We start from the raw sequence: 17,144 nt of genomic DNA, 5'->3' as shown, positions 1-17,144 counted from the left end.
CATGGCGGCGTATCCTGCCAATACCGCGGAAGGCGGAATTCGTTTCACTGCTCCCTATACGCCCTTTTTGCTCGTCATTCCCGCGCAGGCGGGAATGACGAGCAAAAAGCAAAAAGCCCCGGCTTTCGACCGGGGCCTTCATGTTCCGATGCAGCTGGCAGCAGTGACTCGGCTTACGCCGCCTCGCCTTCGCTGACGGCCTTCATCGACAGCCGGATGCGGCCCTGCTTGTCGACCTCCAGCACCTTGACCTTGACCACGTCGCCTTCCTTGAGCTTGTCGGACACTTTCTCGACGCGCTCGTTGGAGATTCTGCGAGACGTGGACGAGGCCGTCCTTGCCCGGCAGGATCGTGACGAACGCGCCGAAGTCCATCAGCTTGGCGACCTTGCCCTCGTAGATGCGGCCCGGCTCGACGTCGGAGACGATCTGCTCGATGCGCGCCTTGGCCGCGTCGGCCGCCTCGCGGTTGACCGAGGCGATGACGATCGTGCCGTCGTCGCTGATGTCGACCGTGGCGCCGGTTTCCTCGGTGATCGAACGGATCACGCTGCCGCCCTTGCCGATGACTTCGCGGATCTTGTCCGGGTGGATCTTCATCGTCATCAGGCGCGGCGCGAACTCGCTCATTTCGGTGCGCGAGGTCGTGATGACCTTGCCCATCTCGCCGAGGATGTGCAGGCGGCCCTGCTTGGCCTGCGCCAGCGCGGTCTTCATGATCTCCTCGGTGATGCCGTCGATCTTGATGTCCATCTGCAGCGCGCTGATGCCGTCGGCGGAACCGGCGACCTTGAAATCCATGTCGCCGAGATGATCCTCGTCGCCGAGGATGTCGGAGAGCACGACGAACTGGTCGCCTTCCTTGACCAGGCCCATCGCGATGCCCGCGACGGGCGCCTTGAGCGGCACGCCCGCATCCATCATCGCCAACGACGAGCCGCAGACCGAGGCCATCGACGAGGAGCCGTTCGACTCGGTGATCTCGGAGACGACACGCAGCACGTAAGGGAACGCTTCCATCGTCGGCTTGACCGCCAACACGCCGCGCTTGGCGAGGCGGCCGTGGCCGATCTCGCGGCGCTTCGGCGCGCCGAAGCGCCCCGCTTCGCCGACCGAGAACGGCGGGAAGTTGTAGTGGAACAGGAAGGTGTCCTTCGACTCGCCTTCCGGCGCGTCGATGATCTGCGCGTCGCGCGCGGTGCCGAGCGTGACGACGACCAGCGCCTGCGTCTCGCCACGCGTGAACAGTGCCGAGCCGTGCGTGCGCGGCAGCACGCCGACGCGCACGGTGATCGGGCGGATGTCGTCGAGCTTGCGGCCGTCGATGCGCACCTTGGTGCCGAGCACCGAGTCGCGCAGCGTGCGGTATTCGAGCTCGCCGAATTCCTTGGCGAGTTCGGCCTTGTCCCACTTCTCGGCTTCGATGCGGCCGGCGAGGCCGGCCATCACGTCCTGCTTGATCGCGGCGATCGCGTCGCGGCGCTGCAGCTTGTCGCGGATTCTGGAACGCCTGCGCAAGCTGCGTGCCGACCGCTTCCTTGAGCGCGGCGATCGCCGCTTCGTTCTTGGCCGGGGCCACCCACGCCGACGGCTTGGTGCCGGCTTCGACGGTCAGCTCGTTGATCGCGTTGATGACGACCTGCATCGCCTTGTGGCCGAACACCACGGCGCCGAGCATCACGTCTTCGCTGAGCAGCTTGGCTTCGGATTCGACCATCAGCACGGCGTTCGAGGTACCGGCGACGACGAGTTCGAGGTCGGAGGTCTTCAACTGCGACGCGGTCGGATTGAGGATGTACTGACCGTTCGCATAACCGACCTTAGCGGCGCCGATCGGGCCCTTGAACGGAATGCCGGCCAGCGACAGCGCGGCCGAGGCGCCGATCATCGCCGGGATGTCGCCATCGACTTCCGGATTGAGCGAAACGACCTGCGCGATGACCTGCACTTCGTTCTTGTACTCTTCCGGGAACAGCGGGCGCACCGGGCGGTCGATCAGGCGCGAGGTCAGCGTTTCCTTTTCGGTCGGGCGGCCTTCGCGCTTGAAGAAGCCGCCGGGAATGCGGCCGGCCGAGTAGAACTTCTCGACGTAGTCGACCGTGAGCGGGAAGAAGTCCTGCCCTTCCTTCGCCTTCGCCGCAGCGACCGCGGTCACCAGCACGACGGTGCCGCCCATCGACACCATCACCGCACCGGACGCCTGGCGGGCGATCTCGCCCGTCTCCAGCGTGACCGTTCTGGTTGCCGTACTGGAATGATTTCGTAATTTTTGCCACGTTGGATTCCTTGAATCGTAGTTGGACGCCTTGCGCCCCTTTTAGCTCGTCATTCCCGCGAAAGCGGGAATCCAGTTTCTGCTTTTCGAGCCTTGAAAATGGATCATCCCGGCATGCGCCGGGATGACGGGAGATCGGTGCTTAACGGCGGAGACCCAGGCGCTCGATCAGCGTCTTGTAGCGCTCGGCGTCGGTCTTCTTCAGATACGCAAGCAGGCTGCGGCGCTGGTTGACCATCTTGAGCAGGCCACGACGCGAATGATGGTCCTTGTCGTGGTCGGCAAAATGCTTGGAAAGATGCTCGATACGCGCGGAGAGCAGTGCGACCTGCACTTCGGGCGAACCGGTATCGTTGGGAGCGCGGCGATAGTCCGCAATGACCTTGCTGGTCTGTTCGACGGAGAGAGACATGGTGTTTACCTTCGATGAAACGTCCGGCGCGGTTCGGCCCATCTCTTTCGAGACAGCGCGATCCGCGTTAGTGGAACGGATGAATGGAAAATAACGATGGGATGCTTCGAATCGACAAAGCTCCTTATTGTAACCGTTTTTGCGGCACGATGGGGCGAAAAGTCTTGTCTGCGCGGCATCGGTCTGGAACTCGTTCTGCTCACTCGGAGAGAAACCTGAACGAGGATGTCCGGCAACGCTGAGGTTCAGCCAATCGACGCGAACAATTCACTCGCCGGGCCGGGCATGCAACGGAACGGGTGGCGCGCCCGGCGGGACTCGAACCCACAACCGCCGGCTTAGAAGGCCGGTGCTCTATCCGGTTGAGCTACGGGCGCATCCGGGTAGTCTAGCGCAGCAATGAAAACCTAAAGCGCAGATCAATCGCCGAAAGCTACCACCGCGCGCGTCGGCTTTCTTGAGAAGTGCGGTCAAGGACGACCGCCTCTTGACTTTCGCGATCAGGGACGATCGCACAAACAACTGGTCGGGGCAGAGGGATTCGAACTCTCGACATCCAGCTCCCAAAGCTGGCGCTCTACCAGGCTGAGCTATGCCCCGAACCGTTCCGCGCGCCGACGAGGCCGCGCAGGGTCGAGGATGGTAAGAGCGCGCATCGCCCCAGTCAACGCGGGTGCGTCATGGCATGGTACTCGCCGATGTCGTGAGCTAGCATCGATGCCCCTCGATGCGGAGAGAAGACGATGGACTTTCACGGCAAGCGGATCGCGGTCACGGGGGCGGCGGGCAGCCTGGGCTCGGCCGTCGTGCGCGCGGCGCTCGATGCGGGCGCTACGGTCGCGGCGATCGATCATGCGCCCGTCGGCGCGAGCGCGGACGATCCGCATCTGCATGCGTTCGGCGGCGTCAACCTCTCCTCGCCCGAGACCGCGGAAAAAGTTGTCGCGACGATCGGCGACAGGCTCGGCGGCCTCGACGCGCTGGTCAACGTCGCCGGCACGTTCCGCTGGGAGAAGCTCGAAGGCGGCAGCCTTGCGACCTGGGACCTGCTGTTCAACGTCAACCTGCGCACCGCGGTCGCAGCGAGCACGGCCGCCCTGCCCCTGCTCGTGAAAAGCAACGCCGGACGCATCGTCAACATCGGCGCGGCCGGCGCGGTCAAGGCCGGCGCCGGCATGGGCGCGTACGCGGCGTCGAAGGCTGGCGTGTTCAAGCTCACCGAAGCGCTGGCCGAAGAACTGAAGGATCGCGGTATCACCGTCAACGCCATCCTGCCGACGACGATAGACACGCCGGCAAATCGCAAGGACATGCCCGACGCGGATTTCTCGCGCTGGGTGAAGCCCGAGCAGATCGCCGACGTCATCCTGTTCCTGCTCTCCGACAAGGCGCAGGCGGTGACCGGCGCCTTGATCCCGGTGGCTGGCCGCACTTAAGTCACAGACCAGCCGCGGGATTCTTTGAAGTAAAATCACGCGTTTTCCATCCCACCGACCTGCCAGGAACCTCATGAGTTCGCCTATCTCGAACGTCCGCCCCAAGCCCGACAAGGTGATCGTCGACATCGTCGACTACGTGAGCAAGTACAAGATTACGTCTCCGCTCGCCTACGAAACCGCGCGCAACTGCCTGATCGACACGCTCGGCTGCGGGCTTGAGGCGCTCGAATACCCGGCCTGCACCAAACTGCTCGGCCCCATTGTTCCCGGAACCGTGGTACCGAACGGCGCCAAGGTGCCCGGCACGCAGTTCCAGCTCGATCCGGTGCAGGCCGCGTTCAACATCGGCGCGATGATCCGCTGGCTCGACTTCAACGACACCTGGCTCGCGGCCGAGTGGGGCCATCCTTCCGACAACCTCGGCGGCATCCTCGCCGTCGCCGACTGGATCAGTCGCAACAACCTCGCCGCGGGCAAGAAGCCGCTGACGATGAAAGCCGTGCTGACCGGCATGATCAAGGCGCACGAAATCCAGGGCTGCATCGCGCTGGAGAACTCGTTCAACAAGGTCGGCCTCGACCACGTCGTGCTGGTGAAGGTCGCATCGACCGCCGTCGTCGCCGAAATGCTCGGCCTGTCGCGCGAGGAAATCGTCAACGCCGTGTCGCTGGCCTGGGTCGACGGCCAAAGCCTGCGCACCTATCGCCATGCGCCGAACACGGGTTCGCGCAAGTCGTGGGCGGCCGGCGACGCGACCAGCCGTGCCGTGCGTCTCGCGCTGATCGCCAAGACGGGTGAAATGGGCTATCCGTCGGTGCTGTCCGCGAAGACCTGGGGCTTCTACGACGTATTGTTCAAGGGCAAGCCGTTCCAGTTCCAGCGCAAGTACGGCAGCTACGTGATGGAGAACGTGCTGTTCAAGATCAGCTTCCCGGCCGAATTCCATAGCCAGACCGGCGTCGAGGCGGCGATGACGCTGCATCAGGAACTCGCCAAGCGCGGCAAGACCGCCGCCGATATCAAGAAGATCACGATCCGCACGCACGAAGCGTGCATCCGCATCATCGACAAGAAGGGCCCGCTCGACAATCCGGCCGACCGCGACCACTGCATCCAGTACATGGTGGCGGTGCCGCTGATCTTCGGCCGCCTGACGGCCGCCGACTACGAGGACAACCTGGCGAAAGACCCGGTCTGGGGCAAGCGCATCGACGCGCTGCGCGAGCTCATCGAATGCGTCGAGGACAAGCAGTTCACGAAGGACTACCACGACCCCGACAAGCGCAGCATCGCCAACGCGCTGACGGTGGAACTGAAGGACGGCACCAGGCTGAAAGAAGTCGTCGTCGAATACCCGATCGGCCACAAGCGCCGGCGCAAGGACGGCATTCCGCTGCTCGAAGCGAAGTTCCGCACCAACCTCGCGCGGCGCTTTCCGGCCAAGCAGCAGAAGGCCATCCTCGAGGTATCGCTCGACCAGAAAAAGCTCGAGGCCATGCCCGTCAACGGATACGTCGATCTGTACGTGATCTAACACTTGCACCTGTCATTCCGGCGAAAGCCGGAATCCAGTGCCTTTTGCGCTTGCCCTCGTCCGAAAATCAAAGTCGCTGGATTCCGGCTTCCGCCGGAATGACGAGCTAAAAAGGAGATGCTGAAAATGTCCACGAACCTGCCAGCCGGCGTTGCGATCAATGCGCCATTCCACCCGCGCTTCGACGAGATTCTGACGCACGACGCGCTCGCCTTCGTCGCCAAGCTGCACCGCGCGTTCGAGCCGCGCCGGCAGGAGTTGCTCAAGGCGCGTATCGCGCGCCAGGCCCGCATCGACGCCGGCGAGATGCCGGACTTCCTGCCCGAGACGAAGCACATCCGCGAAGGCGATTGGAAAATCGCGCCGCTGCCGAAGGCGCTCGAATGCCGCCGCGTCGAGATCACCGGTCCGGTCGAGCGCAAGATGATCATCAACGCGTTCAACTCGGGCGCGGATTCGTACATGACCGACTTCGAGGACTCCAACAGCCCGAACTGGTTCAACCAGATCCAGGGCCAGGTCAATCTGTACGACGCGATCCGCGGCGCGATCAGCTTCACCAACGAAGCCGGCAAGACGTACAAGCTCAACGACAGGATCGCCACGCTGCAGATCCGTCCGCGCGGCTGGCATCTCGACGAGAAGCACGTGACCGTCGACGGCCAGCGCGTCTCCGGCGGCATCTTCGATTTCACCCTGGTCTTCTTCCACAACGCCAAGGAGCAGATCGCGCGCGGTTTCGGCCCGTTCTACTACCTGCCGAAGCTCGAAAGCCACCTTGAGGCGCGGTTGTGGAACGACATCTTCGTCATGGCGCAGAACGAACTCGGCATTGCGCAGGGCACGATCAAGGTGACCGTGCTGCTCGAAACGATTCTCGCCACGTTCGAGATGGAGGAAATTCTCCATGAACTGCGCGAGCATTCAGCCGGCCTCAATGCGGGCCGCTGGGACTACATCTTCAGCGCGATCAAGAAATTCAAGAACAAGCCCGGCTTCTGCCTCGCCAACCGCGCCGCGATCAACATGGAAGTGCCGTTCATGCGCGCCTACGCGCTCGCGCTCGTGCAAGCCTGCCACAAGCGCGGCGCGCCCGCGATCGGCGGCATGGCCGCGCTGATCCCGATCAAGGGCGACGCCGCAGCAAACGAGAAGGCGCTGGCCGGCGTGCGCCACGACAAGAAGCGCGACGCCAACGACGGCTTCGACGGCGGCTGGATCGCACACCCGGGTCTGGTCGATATCGCGATGGAGGAATTCACCGCCGTCCTCGGCGACAAGCCGAACCAGTGGGGTAAGCAGCGCGACGAGAAAATCGCCGCCGCCGACTTCCTCAACTTCGTGCCCGAGCAGCCGATCACCGAAGCCGGCCTGCGCAACAACATCAACGTCGGCATCCACTACCTCGGCAGTTGGCTCGCCGGCAACGGCTGCGTGCCGATCCACAATCTCATGGAAGACGCCGCGACCGCGGAAATCTCGCGCTCGCAGGTCTGGCAGTGGGTGGTCAGCGACAAGGGCGTGCTCGACGACGGCCGCAAGGTCGACGCTGCGCTCGTGCGTGCGCTGATTCCCGAAGAACTCGCCAAGGTCAAAGCCACCGTGACGGCGCAGGGAGAGAAGGTCGACACCTACGAGCAAGCCTCGAAGATCTTCGAGGAGATGGCGCTGTCGAAGAACTTCCCCGAGTTTTTGACCCTGCCGCTGTACGAAGCGATGGCGTGACGTGTTCCGCGCGCCGTCACGGCACGCGCCGCGCATCGATATGCGTGCGCGTGCCGTACAGGTTCAGGTCCACGCGCAGCCGGTCCGCTTCGCGCACGATGCCGACCGGCAGCAGCGCGCGCCGCGCGCCGACGCCCATCGTGACGGCCACGCACGGCTCGCCCTCCGACATCGCCTCGATGCGCCGCGCACCGAACTTGCCGCGCAGGGCACAGGCTTCGAGCGACAGCCACTGCTCCGGATCGAACGCCGCCGCGGTCGGCGGCGCGTCCTGGTGAAGCTGGTAGTACGGAACCAGCGCGCGGCTGCCATCATGTTCGGTGCGCGTCTGCATCGCTCGAACGCGGTTTGCGCATCGGTCTCGACGTGCACGCGCCACAGCTCCCAATCCGGTTGAGCCGTCGGTTCGATCGTGACGACGACATGCGGAACGGCATGCTCGCAAGCCGCCGCAGTCTGCTGCTCGTTGTCGTAGTGCCCTTGCAGGGAGACCGCCGGGCCAGAACGCGGCGTCGCGGGCACCTCCGCTACGCGCACCGCACACGACGACAACAGCTGGGCTGTAACCCGGCCCGGTGTAGGTTCCCGAGACCGTCGAACCATCGGATAGCGTCTCGTCCAGCGTACCGCCGGCCACGTGAGCGTTGTTCTCGTTGCCGCGTGCATACGACCTGCCTATGAACTGCAGGTCCGCGTCGGCCGAACACCTGCTCCAGACGGGCACGCACTTCGCCCATGTCGCCCGGCGCGAAACCGGATTCGATGATCGACGACACGAACGCCGCGAAACCCGGCGGCGCCCAGCCCGACTCCGGCGACAATTCCGCGTGGATGAAGTCGAGCCCGTTGAACGCATGCCTAGTGTTCTCGATGCGGCCGTACAGATGCACGCCGCAGCCCGTGCAGGCGTAGCGCTGGATCGTCGCGTTCGGATCGACGATCTTGAGCTTGTCGCCGTTCTCGGCCACGCTGACCTTGTCCTTGGGAACCACGCCCACGACCGAGAATAGTGCACCGGCCGGTTTCCAGCACTTGGTGCAACCGCAGGCGTGGTTGTGCGCGACCTGTGTGCCGATCCTGACCTTGACCGGCTTGTCCTTGCATTTGCAGACCAGCGTGCCGCCGGCGAAATTCGGAGCCGCGGGCTTGAGGCCGCCGTCCACTGCTGGATGAATCGCAACTGCCATGACTATTCCCTCCACTATGGTTTGTGATGCCGCGGGTACGACGAGGACGAAATTCTGCGAGAAATGTGGGCTAGTACCTGATGACGGAACGAATCACCTTGCCTTCGTGCATCAGGTCGAAGGCGTGATTGATCTGATCCAGCGGCAAGGTTTCGGTGACGAACTCGTCGACCTTGAGTTCGCCGGCGAGATAGCGATCGACGTAACCGGGCAACTGCGAGCGTCCCTTGACGCCGCCGAACGCCGAACCGCGCCAGACGCGGCCGGTGACGAGTTGGAATGGGCGCGTCGAGATCTCCTGACCCGCGCCGGCCACACCGATGATGGTCGACTCTCCCCACCCCTTGTGGCAGCACTCCAGCGCCGCACGCATCGTGTTGACGTTGCCGATGCATTCGAACGTGAAATCGAGGCCGCCGTTCGTCCGGTCGACCAGCACTTGCTGGATCGGCCTGTCGTAATCCTTGGGATTGACGAAGTCGGTCGCGCCCATCGCCTTGGCCATCTCCCACTTCGCCGGATTCAGATCGACCGCGATGATGCGAGACGCCTTGGCCATCACCGCACCCTGCACGACGGCGAGGCCGATGCCGCCGAGGCCGAACACCGCGACCGTCGCGCCCGGCCAGACCTTGGCCGTATTGAGCACCGCGCCGATGCCGGTGGTGATGCCACAGCCGAGCAGGCAGACCTTGTCGAGCGGCGCCTTCGGGTTGATCTTGGCGACCGCGATTTCGGGCAGCACGGTGTATTCGGAGAACGTGCTCGTACCCATATAATGCAGAATCTGCCTGCCCTTCTGCGAGAAGCGCGAAGTGCCGTCGGGCATCAGACCCTTGCCCTGGGTGACGCGGATCGCCTGGCACAAATTGGTGCGCCCGGACAGGCAGTATTCGCACTTGCCGCATTCGGGCGTGTACAGCGGAATCACGTGGTCGCCCGGCTTGACGCTCGTCACGCCCGGGCCGACTTCCTCGGCGATGCCGCCGCCCTCGTGGCCGAGGATGACCGGAAAAAGACCTTCCGGATCCGCGCCCGACAACGTGAACGCATCGGTATGGCAAACGCCCGTCGCGACGATGCGCACCAGCACTTCGCCTTCCTTGGGGCCGGCAAGATCGACTTCCTCGATGCTCAGTGGCTTGCCTGCTTCCCAAGCGACTGCCGCTCTTGTTTTCATGGTTGGAAACTCCTGGAGTTTTGACGATCGGGATGGAACACGACGAACGGCAGTTACGCGTCTTCACATCTCGCAGCAGCATGCGTGCCAATCGGTTTTTCAAAAAATACTGTTTTATATCAATTTGTTGTATCCAGTTTCTCATGCCGTAACGAGTATATGGAACGGAAGCTGTTGCTGATTCGATACAGTATTGCCACGCATCCGGGTCAACGGCCGTGCGGCAGCGCCGCGTGATGGCGCAGGTGATCCTCGATGAACGTGCCGATGAAGTAATAACTGTGGTCGTATCCCTGCCGCATGCGCAGGGTCAGCGCATGCCCCGCCTCGAGGCAGGCCGCTTCGAACAGATGCGGGCGAAGTTCGTCGGCGAGAAACTTGTCCGCGTCGCCCTGATCGATCAGGATCATGCCGGGCAACCGGCCGCACCGCACGAGTTCGCAGGCATCGTAGTCCTTCCAGCTCTCGCGGTTCTCGCCCAGATAGCGCGGGAACGCCTTCTGCCCCCAATGCACCTGCGTCGGCGCGACAATCGGCGCGAACGCGGAAACGGACCGGTACTTCCGGGGGTTCTTGAGCGCGATCGTCAAAGCGCCGTGACCGCCCATCGAGTGCCCGAAAATGCCCTGCCGCTGCGTGTCGGCCGGAAAATTGGCGGCGATCAGCGCCGGTAGTTCGACCGTCACATAGCTGTACATGTTGAAGAAAGTCGACCAGGGCGACTGCGTGGCATCGAGATAGAAACCCGCCGCCGTGCCGAACTCCCAATCGGCCGCTTCGTCCGGAATGCCCGTGTTGCGCGGGCTCGTGTCGGGCATCACGAGCATCAGGCCGAGTTCCGAAGCAACGCGCTGCGCACCGGCCTTGATCGTTGCGGTTTCTTCGGTGCAGGTCAGCCCCGAGAGGTAATACAACACGGGCACGGGACCGAGGCTTGCCTGTGGCGGCTTGTAGACGGCGAACTTCATCTCACCCGCACAGACGCGCGAGGCGTGCTTGTAGAAGCCCTGCACACCGCCGAAGCAGTGCTGCTCGGAAATGGCCTCCAGCGTTGTCATGCTCGTCTCCGCGAAAATCTCGACCGAGGCGCGAGTCTACGCCACTCCCATCTTCACGAATCAAGCGCGAATGAAACTGCTCCACGAACGGCACACACATGGAACATCGCTGGCCCACCGGCATTCGCTCCTGGCTCGAACAGCACCGTACCATCCGCCGGCGGTGTGCTCGAAGAGAGATGCGCGTTCCGGCTCCGGTCCCCGTCTCTGCGCCCTGGGCAAACGGGTTCAACCCGGATCACTGCCCGGTTCGACAGATTTGTTGACGCAAATGCCGGCAACTAGGATAATGCCCGGCTCGCAACGCGCCCGTAGCTCAGTTGGATAGAGTACCAGGCTACGAACTTGGTGGTCGGGAGTTCGAATCTCTCCGGGCGCGCCATCTTGAAAACCAGCAACGCCAACGGTTTCCGCGCCGTTGGCGTTGTCGTTTGCGCAGCCCGAAGTTCACGCCCGTCACTTTCCTGGGTGCCTAAGTCCAGTCCCGAACGCGTGAGTTGTTCGCCGCGCTCATTCACGATAAGCGGGCGATCTCCGGAAGGTAGAGCTGCCGTCACGATCTGCGTTCAACATTGTGCCGACGCATCAGGTCGGCCAAGAGCGGATTACTCTCGTTCAGTGCGTCGATGGCGGCATGCGTGTCGGGCAAAGGCTCATCTTGGCCCATCTTGAACTTCGCATGAAGCTCCTTGATGGGAATCTCGAATCCCAATACCTTGGTGCCACGGCATTGGCTCAGGTCGGTTTTGCGAGCATGCTGTTCGATGGGCGCGAGGCGCGCTTCCGGTCGAGGAAAGTTCGCGCGATTTTCGACGGCGAGAGATCCACGGAACCATTTTACTACGACGATCACATGGCCGCGATGCGCGAGCTGGCGCGGCGCTATCCGTTCATCGACATTGGCCGTACGGGCATTTACGGCATTTCCGGAGGCGGCTTTCGCGCTGCACGTGCGTTGCTGCAGCATCCGCAGTTCTACAAGGTCGCCGTAGCTGTGGCCGGCAGCCATGACGAGGGTACTTGGATTGCCACGGGGCGCGCCGCGCCGGGCGAGAGGGAGTTCGACTGGCCGACCAACATGGAGATCGCCAATCGCTTGCAGGGCAAACTGTTGCTGATGCACGGTTTCGTTGACGACGATGTGCACGTCGCGCAGACCTTGCAATTCGCGCAGGCCTTGATCGAGGCGAACAAGGATTTCGACATGCTGATCCTGCCCACCTACGAGCACAAGCAGTTCTGGCGCCACTGGTATTCCAACCGCAAGACATGGGACTACTTCGTGCAGCACTTGCTGCACGAGACGCCACCGGAACCGATCGACGTCCCGGACGCCGACGATCCGCCGTTTCGCAGGCCGATGCACCCCGATGAGTGATGCCATGGCAGTTCAGCTGCGAAGCGCTGTGAATCGAAAAATGCGTCAACAATGCAAACATCCAAGCACATCCATGTTTCGCTACAAGGTGCTCTTTGTCCTCGTGCTATTTGCGATTGCCAAGCTGGCTGCAGCGCAAGGCGGTCCACCGCTTGTCACCGACGATCCCGGCACGCCCGGCAACGGCAAATGGGAAATCAACCTCGCCTCGATCGGCAGCAAGACGTTCCGGCGTTGGGATATCGAGGCGTTGTCAGTGGGAGGCAGGCATCGTCGCGGCACACGAGTGCGGTAGCGAAAGACTCGATTGCCTGATTGAAGTGCATCAGACTTGGGCCCTGCACGATTCGCAAACGCTGTTCAATTCCGGCATCCATTACAAGCTCGACGAATCTTTGATGCTGCTCGCTGCGGTGGGACGCGATTTCGGGCATGCGACCGATGATCAGCAGTGTCGGTATACGGCGGGCTATGAGATAGACAATCAGCCGATTCCATAATCGGCAAATGGACGATATGATAATAGGCAAATGGACGATGCCTTATGAAGTTGTACAAACGCCTGATCGAGGCCAGCCTGCGCGCCGCGCTGAAGGACACGCCTGCCGTGTGTGTGCTCGGGCCGCGTCAGGCTGGCAAGAGCACGCTGGTACGCATGCTCGAACCGGACTACGCCTACGTCACTTTCGATGACGCGGCGGCGCTGGCCTTTGCGCGATCGGACCCGACGGGCTTCGTCGCTGCGTTGCCGGAGCGCGTGATTCTCGACGAGGTTCAGCGTGTGCCGGATTTGCTGCGCACGATCAAGTTCTCGGTCGATCAGGATCGCCGGCCGGGCCGTTTCGTGCTGACCGGATCCGCGAACCTGATGCTGCTGCCGGACCTTGGTGATTCTCTGGCGGGAAGAATGGAGGTGCTCCAGTTGCAGCCGTTGACGGCGGCGGAAATGGAGCGACACCCAGGGAGGTTTCTCGAAGTCTTCATGGAAGGAGGGCTGAAGCCACAGGTTAACCCATCAAAGACTGCCTTCTTCGATACGCTTGCCTCACGCATCGTGAGCGGCGGATTCCCCGAAGCCGTGGCGCGCACGCCGACCCGCGCACGCGCATGGCACCGCGCGTACCTGCGCACGCTCATCGAGCGTGATGTACGCGAAGTCGCGCGCGTGCGCGACGCAAGCGCTTTGTCTCGCCTTGAACCGCCCCGGGAACGTCGGAGGCTGGTTGGTGTGAGTCAAGCCGCCATCGGCATCTCACGGTGTTGCTGTTGCTGATGATATATCGCTTCGGCTTCCGCCGGCGGTCGGTGTCCGATCGAGGAGAGTAGGCGGTGGTGGTTGAACCAGTTCACCCACGCCAGCGTCGCCATTTCCACGGCTTCCAGGTTCGGCCAGGATCGGCGGTGGATGACCTCGGCCTTGTACAGCCCGTTGATCGTCTCGGCCAGCGCGTTGTCGTAGGAGTCGCCCACGCGGCCGACCGACGGTTCGATGCCGGCCAGCGCCAGCCGCTCGGTGTAGCGGATCGACACGTACTGCACGCCGCGGTCGGAGTGGTGGATCAGGGCTTGCTGCACCGGCCGGCGGTCGTGCAGCGCCTGCTCCAGCGCGTCGAGCACGAAGTCCGTGCGCGCCGACCGCGACACCTTCCAGCCAATGATACGACGAGCGAACACGTCGATCACGAAGGCCACGTAGACGAAGCCAGCCCAGGTCGAGACGTAGGTGAAGTCGCTGACCCACAGCGCATTGGGACGGTCGGCCTGGAACTGCCGGTTGACGCGATCCAATGGGCACGGCGTGGCCTTGTCGCTGACCGTGGTCTTCACCGGCTTGCCGCGGATCACGCCTTGCAGGCCCAGCTTGCGCATCAGCCGTTCGACCGTGCAGCGCGCCACGCGCACGCCCTCACGCAGTAATTGCCGCCATACCTTGCGCGCGCCGTACACCTGCAGGTTCTCGGCGTAGACGCGCCGGATCGCCTGACACAGGTCGTCGTCACGACGCGCCCGCGCCGAACGTCGATCCGGATGGCGACGTTCCCGCGTATGGCGGCGATACGTCGACGGAGCGATCGGCAGCACGCGGCAGATCGGCTCGACTCCATGGATGGCTCGGTGATCGTCGATGAACGCGATCATGGCTTGAATCGGCGGTCGAGCTCCGCCTGTGCAAAATACGCCGACGCCTTGCGCAAGATCTCGTTCGCTTGGCGCAGTTCGCGAATCTCTCGCTCCTGCGCCTTGAGCCGATCACGCTCGGACGTACTCAACCCCTCGCGCCGGCCTTCATCGACCTGCGCCTGCCGCACCCAGCGCCGCAACGTCTCCGACGTGCAGCCCAGCTTGCCGGCCACCGAGGCGATCGTCGCCCACTCCGAGCCGTGTTCGGCTTGGTGCTCGCGCACCATCCGCATCGCTCGCTCTCTCACTTCCGCAGAATACTTCGTGTTTGTCATTGCTCCATCCTCTCAAGAGTGGGAGCCTCCGACATACCCGGGGCGGTTCACCTGCTCGAAATGCTGGCGTTGCGCACCGGTGAATTGCTCAATGTTTCCAGCCTGGGAAACGACCTAGACTTGCGTCGCGAGACCGTCGAGCACTACCTGGATGTCTGCGAGCGATTGTTTCTGGTGCGGCGCCTGCTGCCTTGGCATCGAAATGAGATCAAACGACTGGTCAAGACGCCGAAACTGCACATGGTGGATTCCGGCCTTGCAGCCACCCTGACTGGATTGACCACATCGGATTGGAGCGGACAACGCGACCGATTCGGACACCTGCTCGAAACCTGGGTGGTGCAGCAGTTGGTCGCGCAGGCCGGCTGGACCGACCCGGATTTGCGGTTCTGGCACTATCGCGACAAGGATCAGGTCGAGGTCGACTTGATCATCACGCGCGGTCGCGCGACGTGGGGCGTCGAGGTGAAGTCCGCAGCCACGGTACTGCCATCGGATGGACGCGGCTTGCGCCGTCTGGCCGAGCAGTGCGGCAAGGATTTTCGTGGTGGCGTCGTGCTGCACGCGGGCGTCAGTACCTTCGCGCTGGATGTGGCCGGTTGCCTGGCTGTGTCCTTGGCGCACCTGTGGGAGATGTAGGTAGCGAAGCATTGCAATAGGTATCTTCAATCGTCACGAGGTGCGCAGTAGCCTAAAAATATCGCTGAAACCCGCACCACGCCTTGCGCGAAAGTCCCAGAAAGCCTAAAAATCACAGGCCTGCAGCCCGCGCCGCTGTCGATTCGTGCACCAGGCTACGAACTTGGTGGTCGGGAGTTCGAATCTCTCCGGGCGCGCCAATGCCGAAAGGCCGATGGGAAGCCGTCGGCCTTTTTCTTTGTCCGGCGCGATCGGCTAGGCTTCGCGCATGAGCCAAGCAAGCTTCTTCTGGCACGACTACGAAACCTCGGGCATCGACGCGCGCCGCGACCGTGCCGTGCAGTTCGCGGGGCAACGCACGACACTGGGACTTGAACCTTTAGGGGAACCGTTTTCGGTCTACTGCAAGCCGGCGCTGGACGTGCTGCCGCATCCCGCCGCCTGCCTGATCACCGGCATTTCGCCGCAGCGGGCGCAGCGCGAAGGCGTGATCGAAGCCGAATTCGCCGCGCGTATCCACGAGGAACTGGCGCAGCCCGGGACCTGCGGGGTCGGCTACAACTCGCTGCGCTTCGACGACGAGTTCACGCGCAACCTGCTCTACCGCAATTTTCACGATCCCTACGAACGCGAGTGGAAGGACGGCAATTCGCGCTGGGATCTGATCGACCTCGCGCGCATGTGCTACGCGTTGCGCCCGGCCGGAATCCAATGGCCGGGCACCCACGCGGAAGCCTCTTCCCGCGAGAATCAAAAAGCGCCCCTCCCCGCAGGCACCTCCCGGTTCATTCCCTCGTTCAAGCTCGTTGATCTGGCCGCGGCCAACCACCTCGCCCACGCGCACGCGCACGATGCGCTGTCCGACGTGCAGGCGACGATCGCGCTCGCGCGCCTGCTGCGCGCGCGCCAGCCGCGGCTGTGGGATTTCTACTTCGCCCTGCGCCGCAAGCAGCGCGCGTTCGAGTTGCTCGACTACGCGCATCGCACGCCGGTGCTGCACGTGTCCTCGCGCTATCCGTCCGAGCGCGGCTGCCTCGCGATGATCGTTCCACTCGCCGCGCACCCCACCCAGAACAACGGCGTGATCGTCTGCGATCTCGACGTCGATCCCGCGCCGTTGCTCGAACTCGACGCCGACGAGATCGCCGATCGCGTGTTCACGCCTCGTGCGGATCTGCCCGGCGATGTCGAACGCATCCCGCTCAAGACCGTGCACGCGAACAAGTCGCCCGCACTCGCACCGCTGTCGGCGCTGAACGGCGTCGATACCGCGCGCATCGGCCTCGACGTCGAGCGCTGCAAGGCGCATCTCGCCCGCCTGCAGGATGCGCCGAACCTTGCCGACAAATTGCGCGAGGTCTTTGCGACTGTGCGCGAAGAACGCGGAACCGTCGATCCCGACCTGGCGATCTACTCGGGGTTTCCGTCCGACGCGGACAAGCGCCTGTTCCGCGAAGTGCGGCGCACGCCGCCGGAGCAACTCGGCGCACGCCGCTTCGCGTTCGCCGATCCGCGCTATGCCGAATTGCTGTTCCGCTACCGCGCGCGCAACTGGCCACAGACGCTCGACATCGTCGAGGCGCAATGCTGGAGCGATTTCTGTCGTACACGGTTGAACACGCAGACCGAAACGACCGCATTGACCCTGCCCGACTATTTCGCCGAAATCGCGCAACTGCGCGCTTCGCCGGACATGCGTCCGGACCATCTCGCCCTGCTCGACCAACTCGAAGCCTGGGGCCGCAAGCTGGAGATGGAATGACAATGCCTTTGCTCGTCATTCCCGCGCAAGCGGTAATCCAGTTTCTTCTTTTGGCGCTTTTGGATACGAAAAATCAAAATGGATTACCGCTTGCGCGGG

At 63.2% G+C, this 17,144-nt stretch carries 14 protein-coding genes, 3 tRNA genes, 2 pseudogenes and 1 other annotated feature; of the genes and pseudogenes, 10 read left to right on the top strand and 9 right to left on the bottom strand.

Annotated elements, in window-relative coordinates; translation table 11 throughout:
• The first annotated feature begins 1 nt into the window (after position 1).
• A complete protein-coding gene (locus tag QM741_RS14200) occupies positions 2–196 on the top strand; it encodes a hypothetical protein (RefSeq protein WP_415208321.1) in 195 nt (64 codons plus the stop codon).
• Here the strand turns inward: QM741_RS14200 and pnp are convergent.
• The 4 genes and pseudogenes from pnp to QM741_RS14180 form a co-directional block, all read right to left on the bottom strand.
• Positions 174–2,276, bottom strand: a pseudogene (gene pnp, locus QM741_RS14195) (polyribonucleotide nucleotidyltransferase). The gene QM741_RS14200 and the pseudogene pnp overlap by 23 nt on opposite strands.
• 141 nt (positions 2,277–2,417) lie before the next feature.
• On the bottom strand, positions 2,418–2,687 hold the full coding sequence (gene rpsO, locus QM741_RS14190; RefSeq protein WP_137912988.1) for a 30S ribosomal protein S15: 270 nt from the start codon (positions 2,685–2,687) through the stop codon (positions 2,418–2,420).
• 300 nt (positions 2,688–2,987) lie between these two features.
• A tRNA-Arg gene (locus tag QM741_RS14185) sits at positions 2,988–3,064 on the bottom strand.
• A 146-nt stretch (positions 3,065–3,210) separates the two neighbouring features.
• Positions 3,211–3,287 (bottom strand) — tRNA-Pro (locus tag QM741_RS14180).
• A 143-nt stretch (positions 3,288–3,430) separates the two neighbouring features.
• Between QM741_RS14180 and QM741_RS14175 the strand changes: the two genes are divergently transcribed.
• The 3 genes from QM741_RS14175 (at position 3,431) to aceB (ending at position 7,385) form a co-directional block, all read left to right on the top strand.
• Positions 3,431–4,123 carry an SDR family oxidoreductase gene (locus QM741_RS14175; protein WP_415208320.1) on the top strand — a complete coding sequence of 231 codons (693 nt, stop codon included), beginning with the start codon at positions 3,431–3,433 and terminating at the stop codon, positions 4,121–4,123.
• A gap of 73 nt (positions 4,124–4,196) precedes the next feature.
• Positions 4,197–5,660 (top strand): bifunctional 2-methylcitrate dehydratase/aconitate hydratase, encoded by a 1,464-nt coding sequence (locus tag QM741_RS14170; RefSeq protein ID WP_415208319.1) that lies wholly within the window; start codon positions 4,197–4,199, stop codon positions 5,658–5,660.
• Positions 5,661–5,786: 126 nt separating this feature from the next.
• Positions 5,787–7,385: a malate synthase A gene (gene aceB, locus QM741_RS14165; RefSeq protein ID WP_415208318.1), complete on the top strand. Its 1,599-nt coding sequence runs from the start codon at positions 5,787–5,789 to the stop codon at positions 7,383–7,385.
• Between the two features lie 16 nt (positions 7,386–7,401).
• Here the strand turns inward: aceB and QM741_RS14160 are convergent, their stop codons facing one another.
• The 4 genes and pseudogenes from QM741_RS14160 to fghA all read right to left on the bottom strand — a co-directional run bounded on the left by QM741_RS14160 (position 7,402) and on the right by fghA (position 10,810).
• Complete coding sequence (locus tag QM741_RS14160) at positions 7,402–7,719, bottom strand: hypothetical protein (protein ID WP_415208317.1); 318 nt, start codon at positions 7,717–7,719, stop codon at positions 7,402–7,404.
• 370 nt (positions 7,720–8,089) lie between these two features.
• Positions 8,090–8,572: pseudogene (gene gfa, locus QM741_RS14155) on the bottom strand (S-(hydroxymethyl)glutathione synthase); the annotation flags it as partial.
• A gap of 70 nt (positions 8,573–8,642) precedes the next feature.
• Positions 8,643–9,752 carry an S-(hydroxymethyl)glutathione dehydrogenase/class III alcohol dehydrogenase gene (locus QM741_RS14150; RefSeq protein ID WP_415208316.1) on the bottom strand — a complete coding sequence of 370 codons (1,110 nt, stop codon included), beginning with the start codon at positions 9,750–9,752 and terminating at the stop codon, positions 8,643–8,645.
• Between the two features lie 209 nt (positions 9,753–9,961).
• Positions 9,962–10,810, bottom strand: coding sequence for an S-formylglutathione hydrolase (gene fghA / locus QM741_RS14145; protein WP_415208315.1), 849 nt, complete (start codon positions 10,808–10,810; stop codon positions 9,962–9,964).
• Positions 10,811–11,115: 305 nt separating this feature from the next.
• Here fghA and QM741_RS14140 point away from each other — a divergent pair.
• From QM741_RS14140 to QM741_RS14125, 4 genes are all read left to right on the top strand, one after another.
• Positions 11,116–11,192, top strand: a tRNA-Arg gene (locus tag QM741_RS14140).
• Positions 11,193–11,468: 276 nt separating this feature from the next.
• Positions 11,469–12,188 (top strand): alpha/beta hydrolase family protein, encoded by a 720-nt coding sequence (locus QM741_RS14135; RefSeq protein ID WP_415208314.1) that lies wholly within the window; start codon positions 11,469–11,471, stop codon positions 12,186–12,188.
• 73 nt (positions 12,189–12,261) lie between these two features.
• On the top strand, positions 12,262–12,483 hold the full coding sequence (locus QM741_RS14130) for a hypothetical protein (protein ID WP_415208313.1): 222 nt from the start codon (positions 12,262–12,264) through the stop codon (positions 12,481–12,483).
• A 249-nt stretch (positions 12,484–12,732) separates the two neighbouring features.
• Positions 12,733–13,461 carry an ATP-binding protein gene (locus QM741_RS14125; RefSeq protein ID WP_415208312.1) on the top strand — a complete coding sequence of 243 codons (729 nt, stop codon included), beginning with the start codon at positions 12,733–12,735 and terminating at the stop codon, positions 13,459–13,461.
• Here QM741_RS14125 and QM741_RS14120 read toward each other — a convergent pair.
• Positions 13,422–14,644, bottom strand: a protein-coding gene (locus tag QM741_RS14120) for an IS3 family transposase (protein WP_415208311.1) whose coding sequence is annotated in 2 segments (ribosomal slippage) — positions 13,422–14,359 and positions 14,359–14,644 — 1,224 coding nt in all. Because the reading frame shifts where the segments join, the coding sequence is not laid out codon by codon here. The two genes, QM741_RS14125 and QM741_RS14120, sit on opposite strands and share 40 nt — an antisense overlap.
• Positions 14,253–14,369, bottom strand: a sequence feature (AL1L pseudoknot). (Overlaps the previous gene by 117 nt.)
• Here QM741_RS14120 and QM741_RS14115 point away from each other — a divergent pair.
• Complete coding sequence (locus tag QM741_RS14115) at positions 14,570–15,283, top strand: ATP-binding protein (RefSeq protein ID WP_415208310.1); 714 nt, start codon at positions 14,570–14,572, stop codon at positions 15,281–15,283. The genes QM741_RS14120 and QM741_RS14115 overlap by 75 nt on opposite strands.
• A gap of 268 nt (positions 15,284–15,551) precedes the next feature.
• Positions 15,552–17,045, top strand: coding sequence for an exodeoxyribonuclease I (sbcB, locus tag QM741_RS14110; RefSeq protein ID WP_415208309.1), 1,494 nt, complete (start codon positions 15,552–15,554; stop codon positions 17,043–17,045).
• Positions 17,046–17,144 lie beyond the last annotated feature (99 nt).

Source organism: Rudaea sp., from assembly GCF_047601565.1.
Classification (GTDB): Bacteria; Pseudomonadota; Gammaproteobacteria; order Xanthomonadales; family Rhodanobacteraceae; genus Rudaea.
This window is presented reverse-complemented; position numbering and strand designations above follow the sequence as displayed.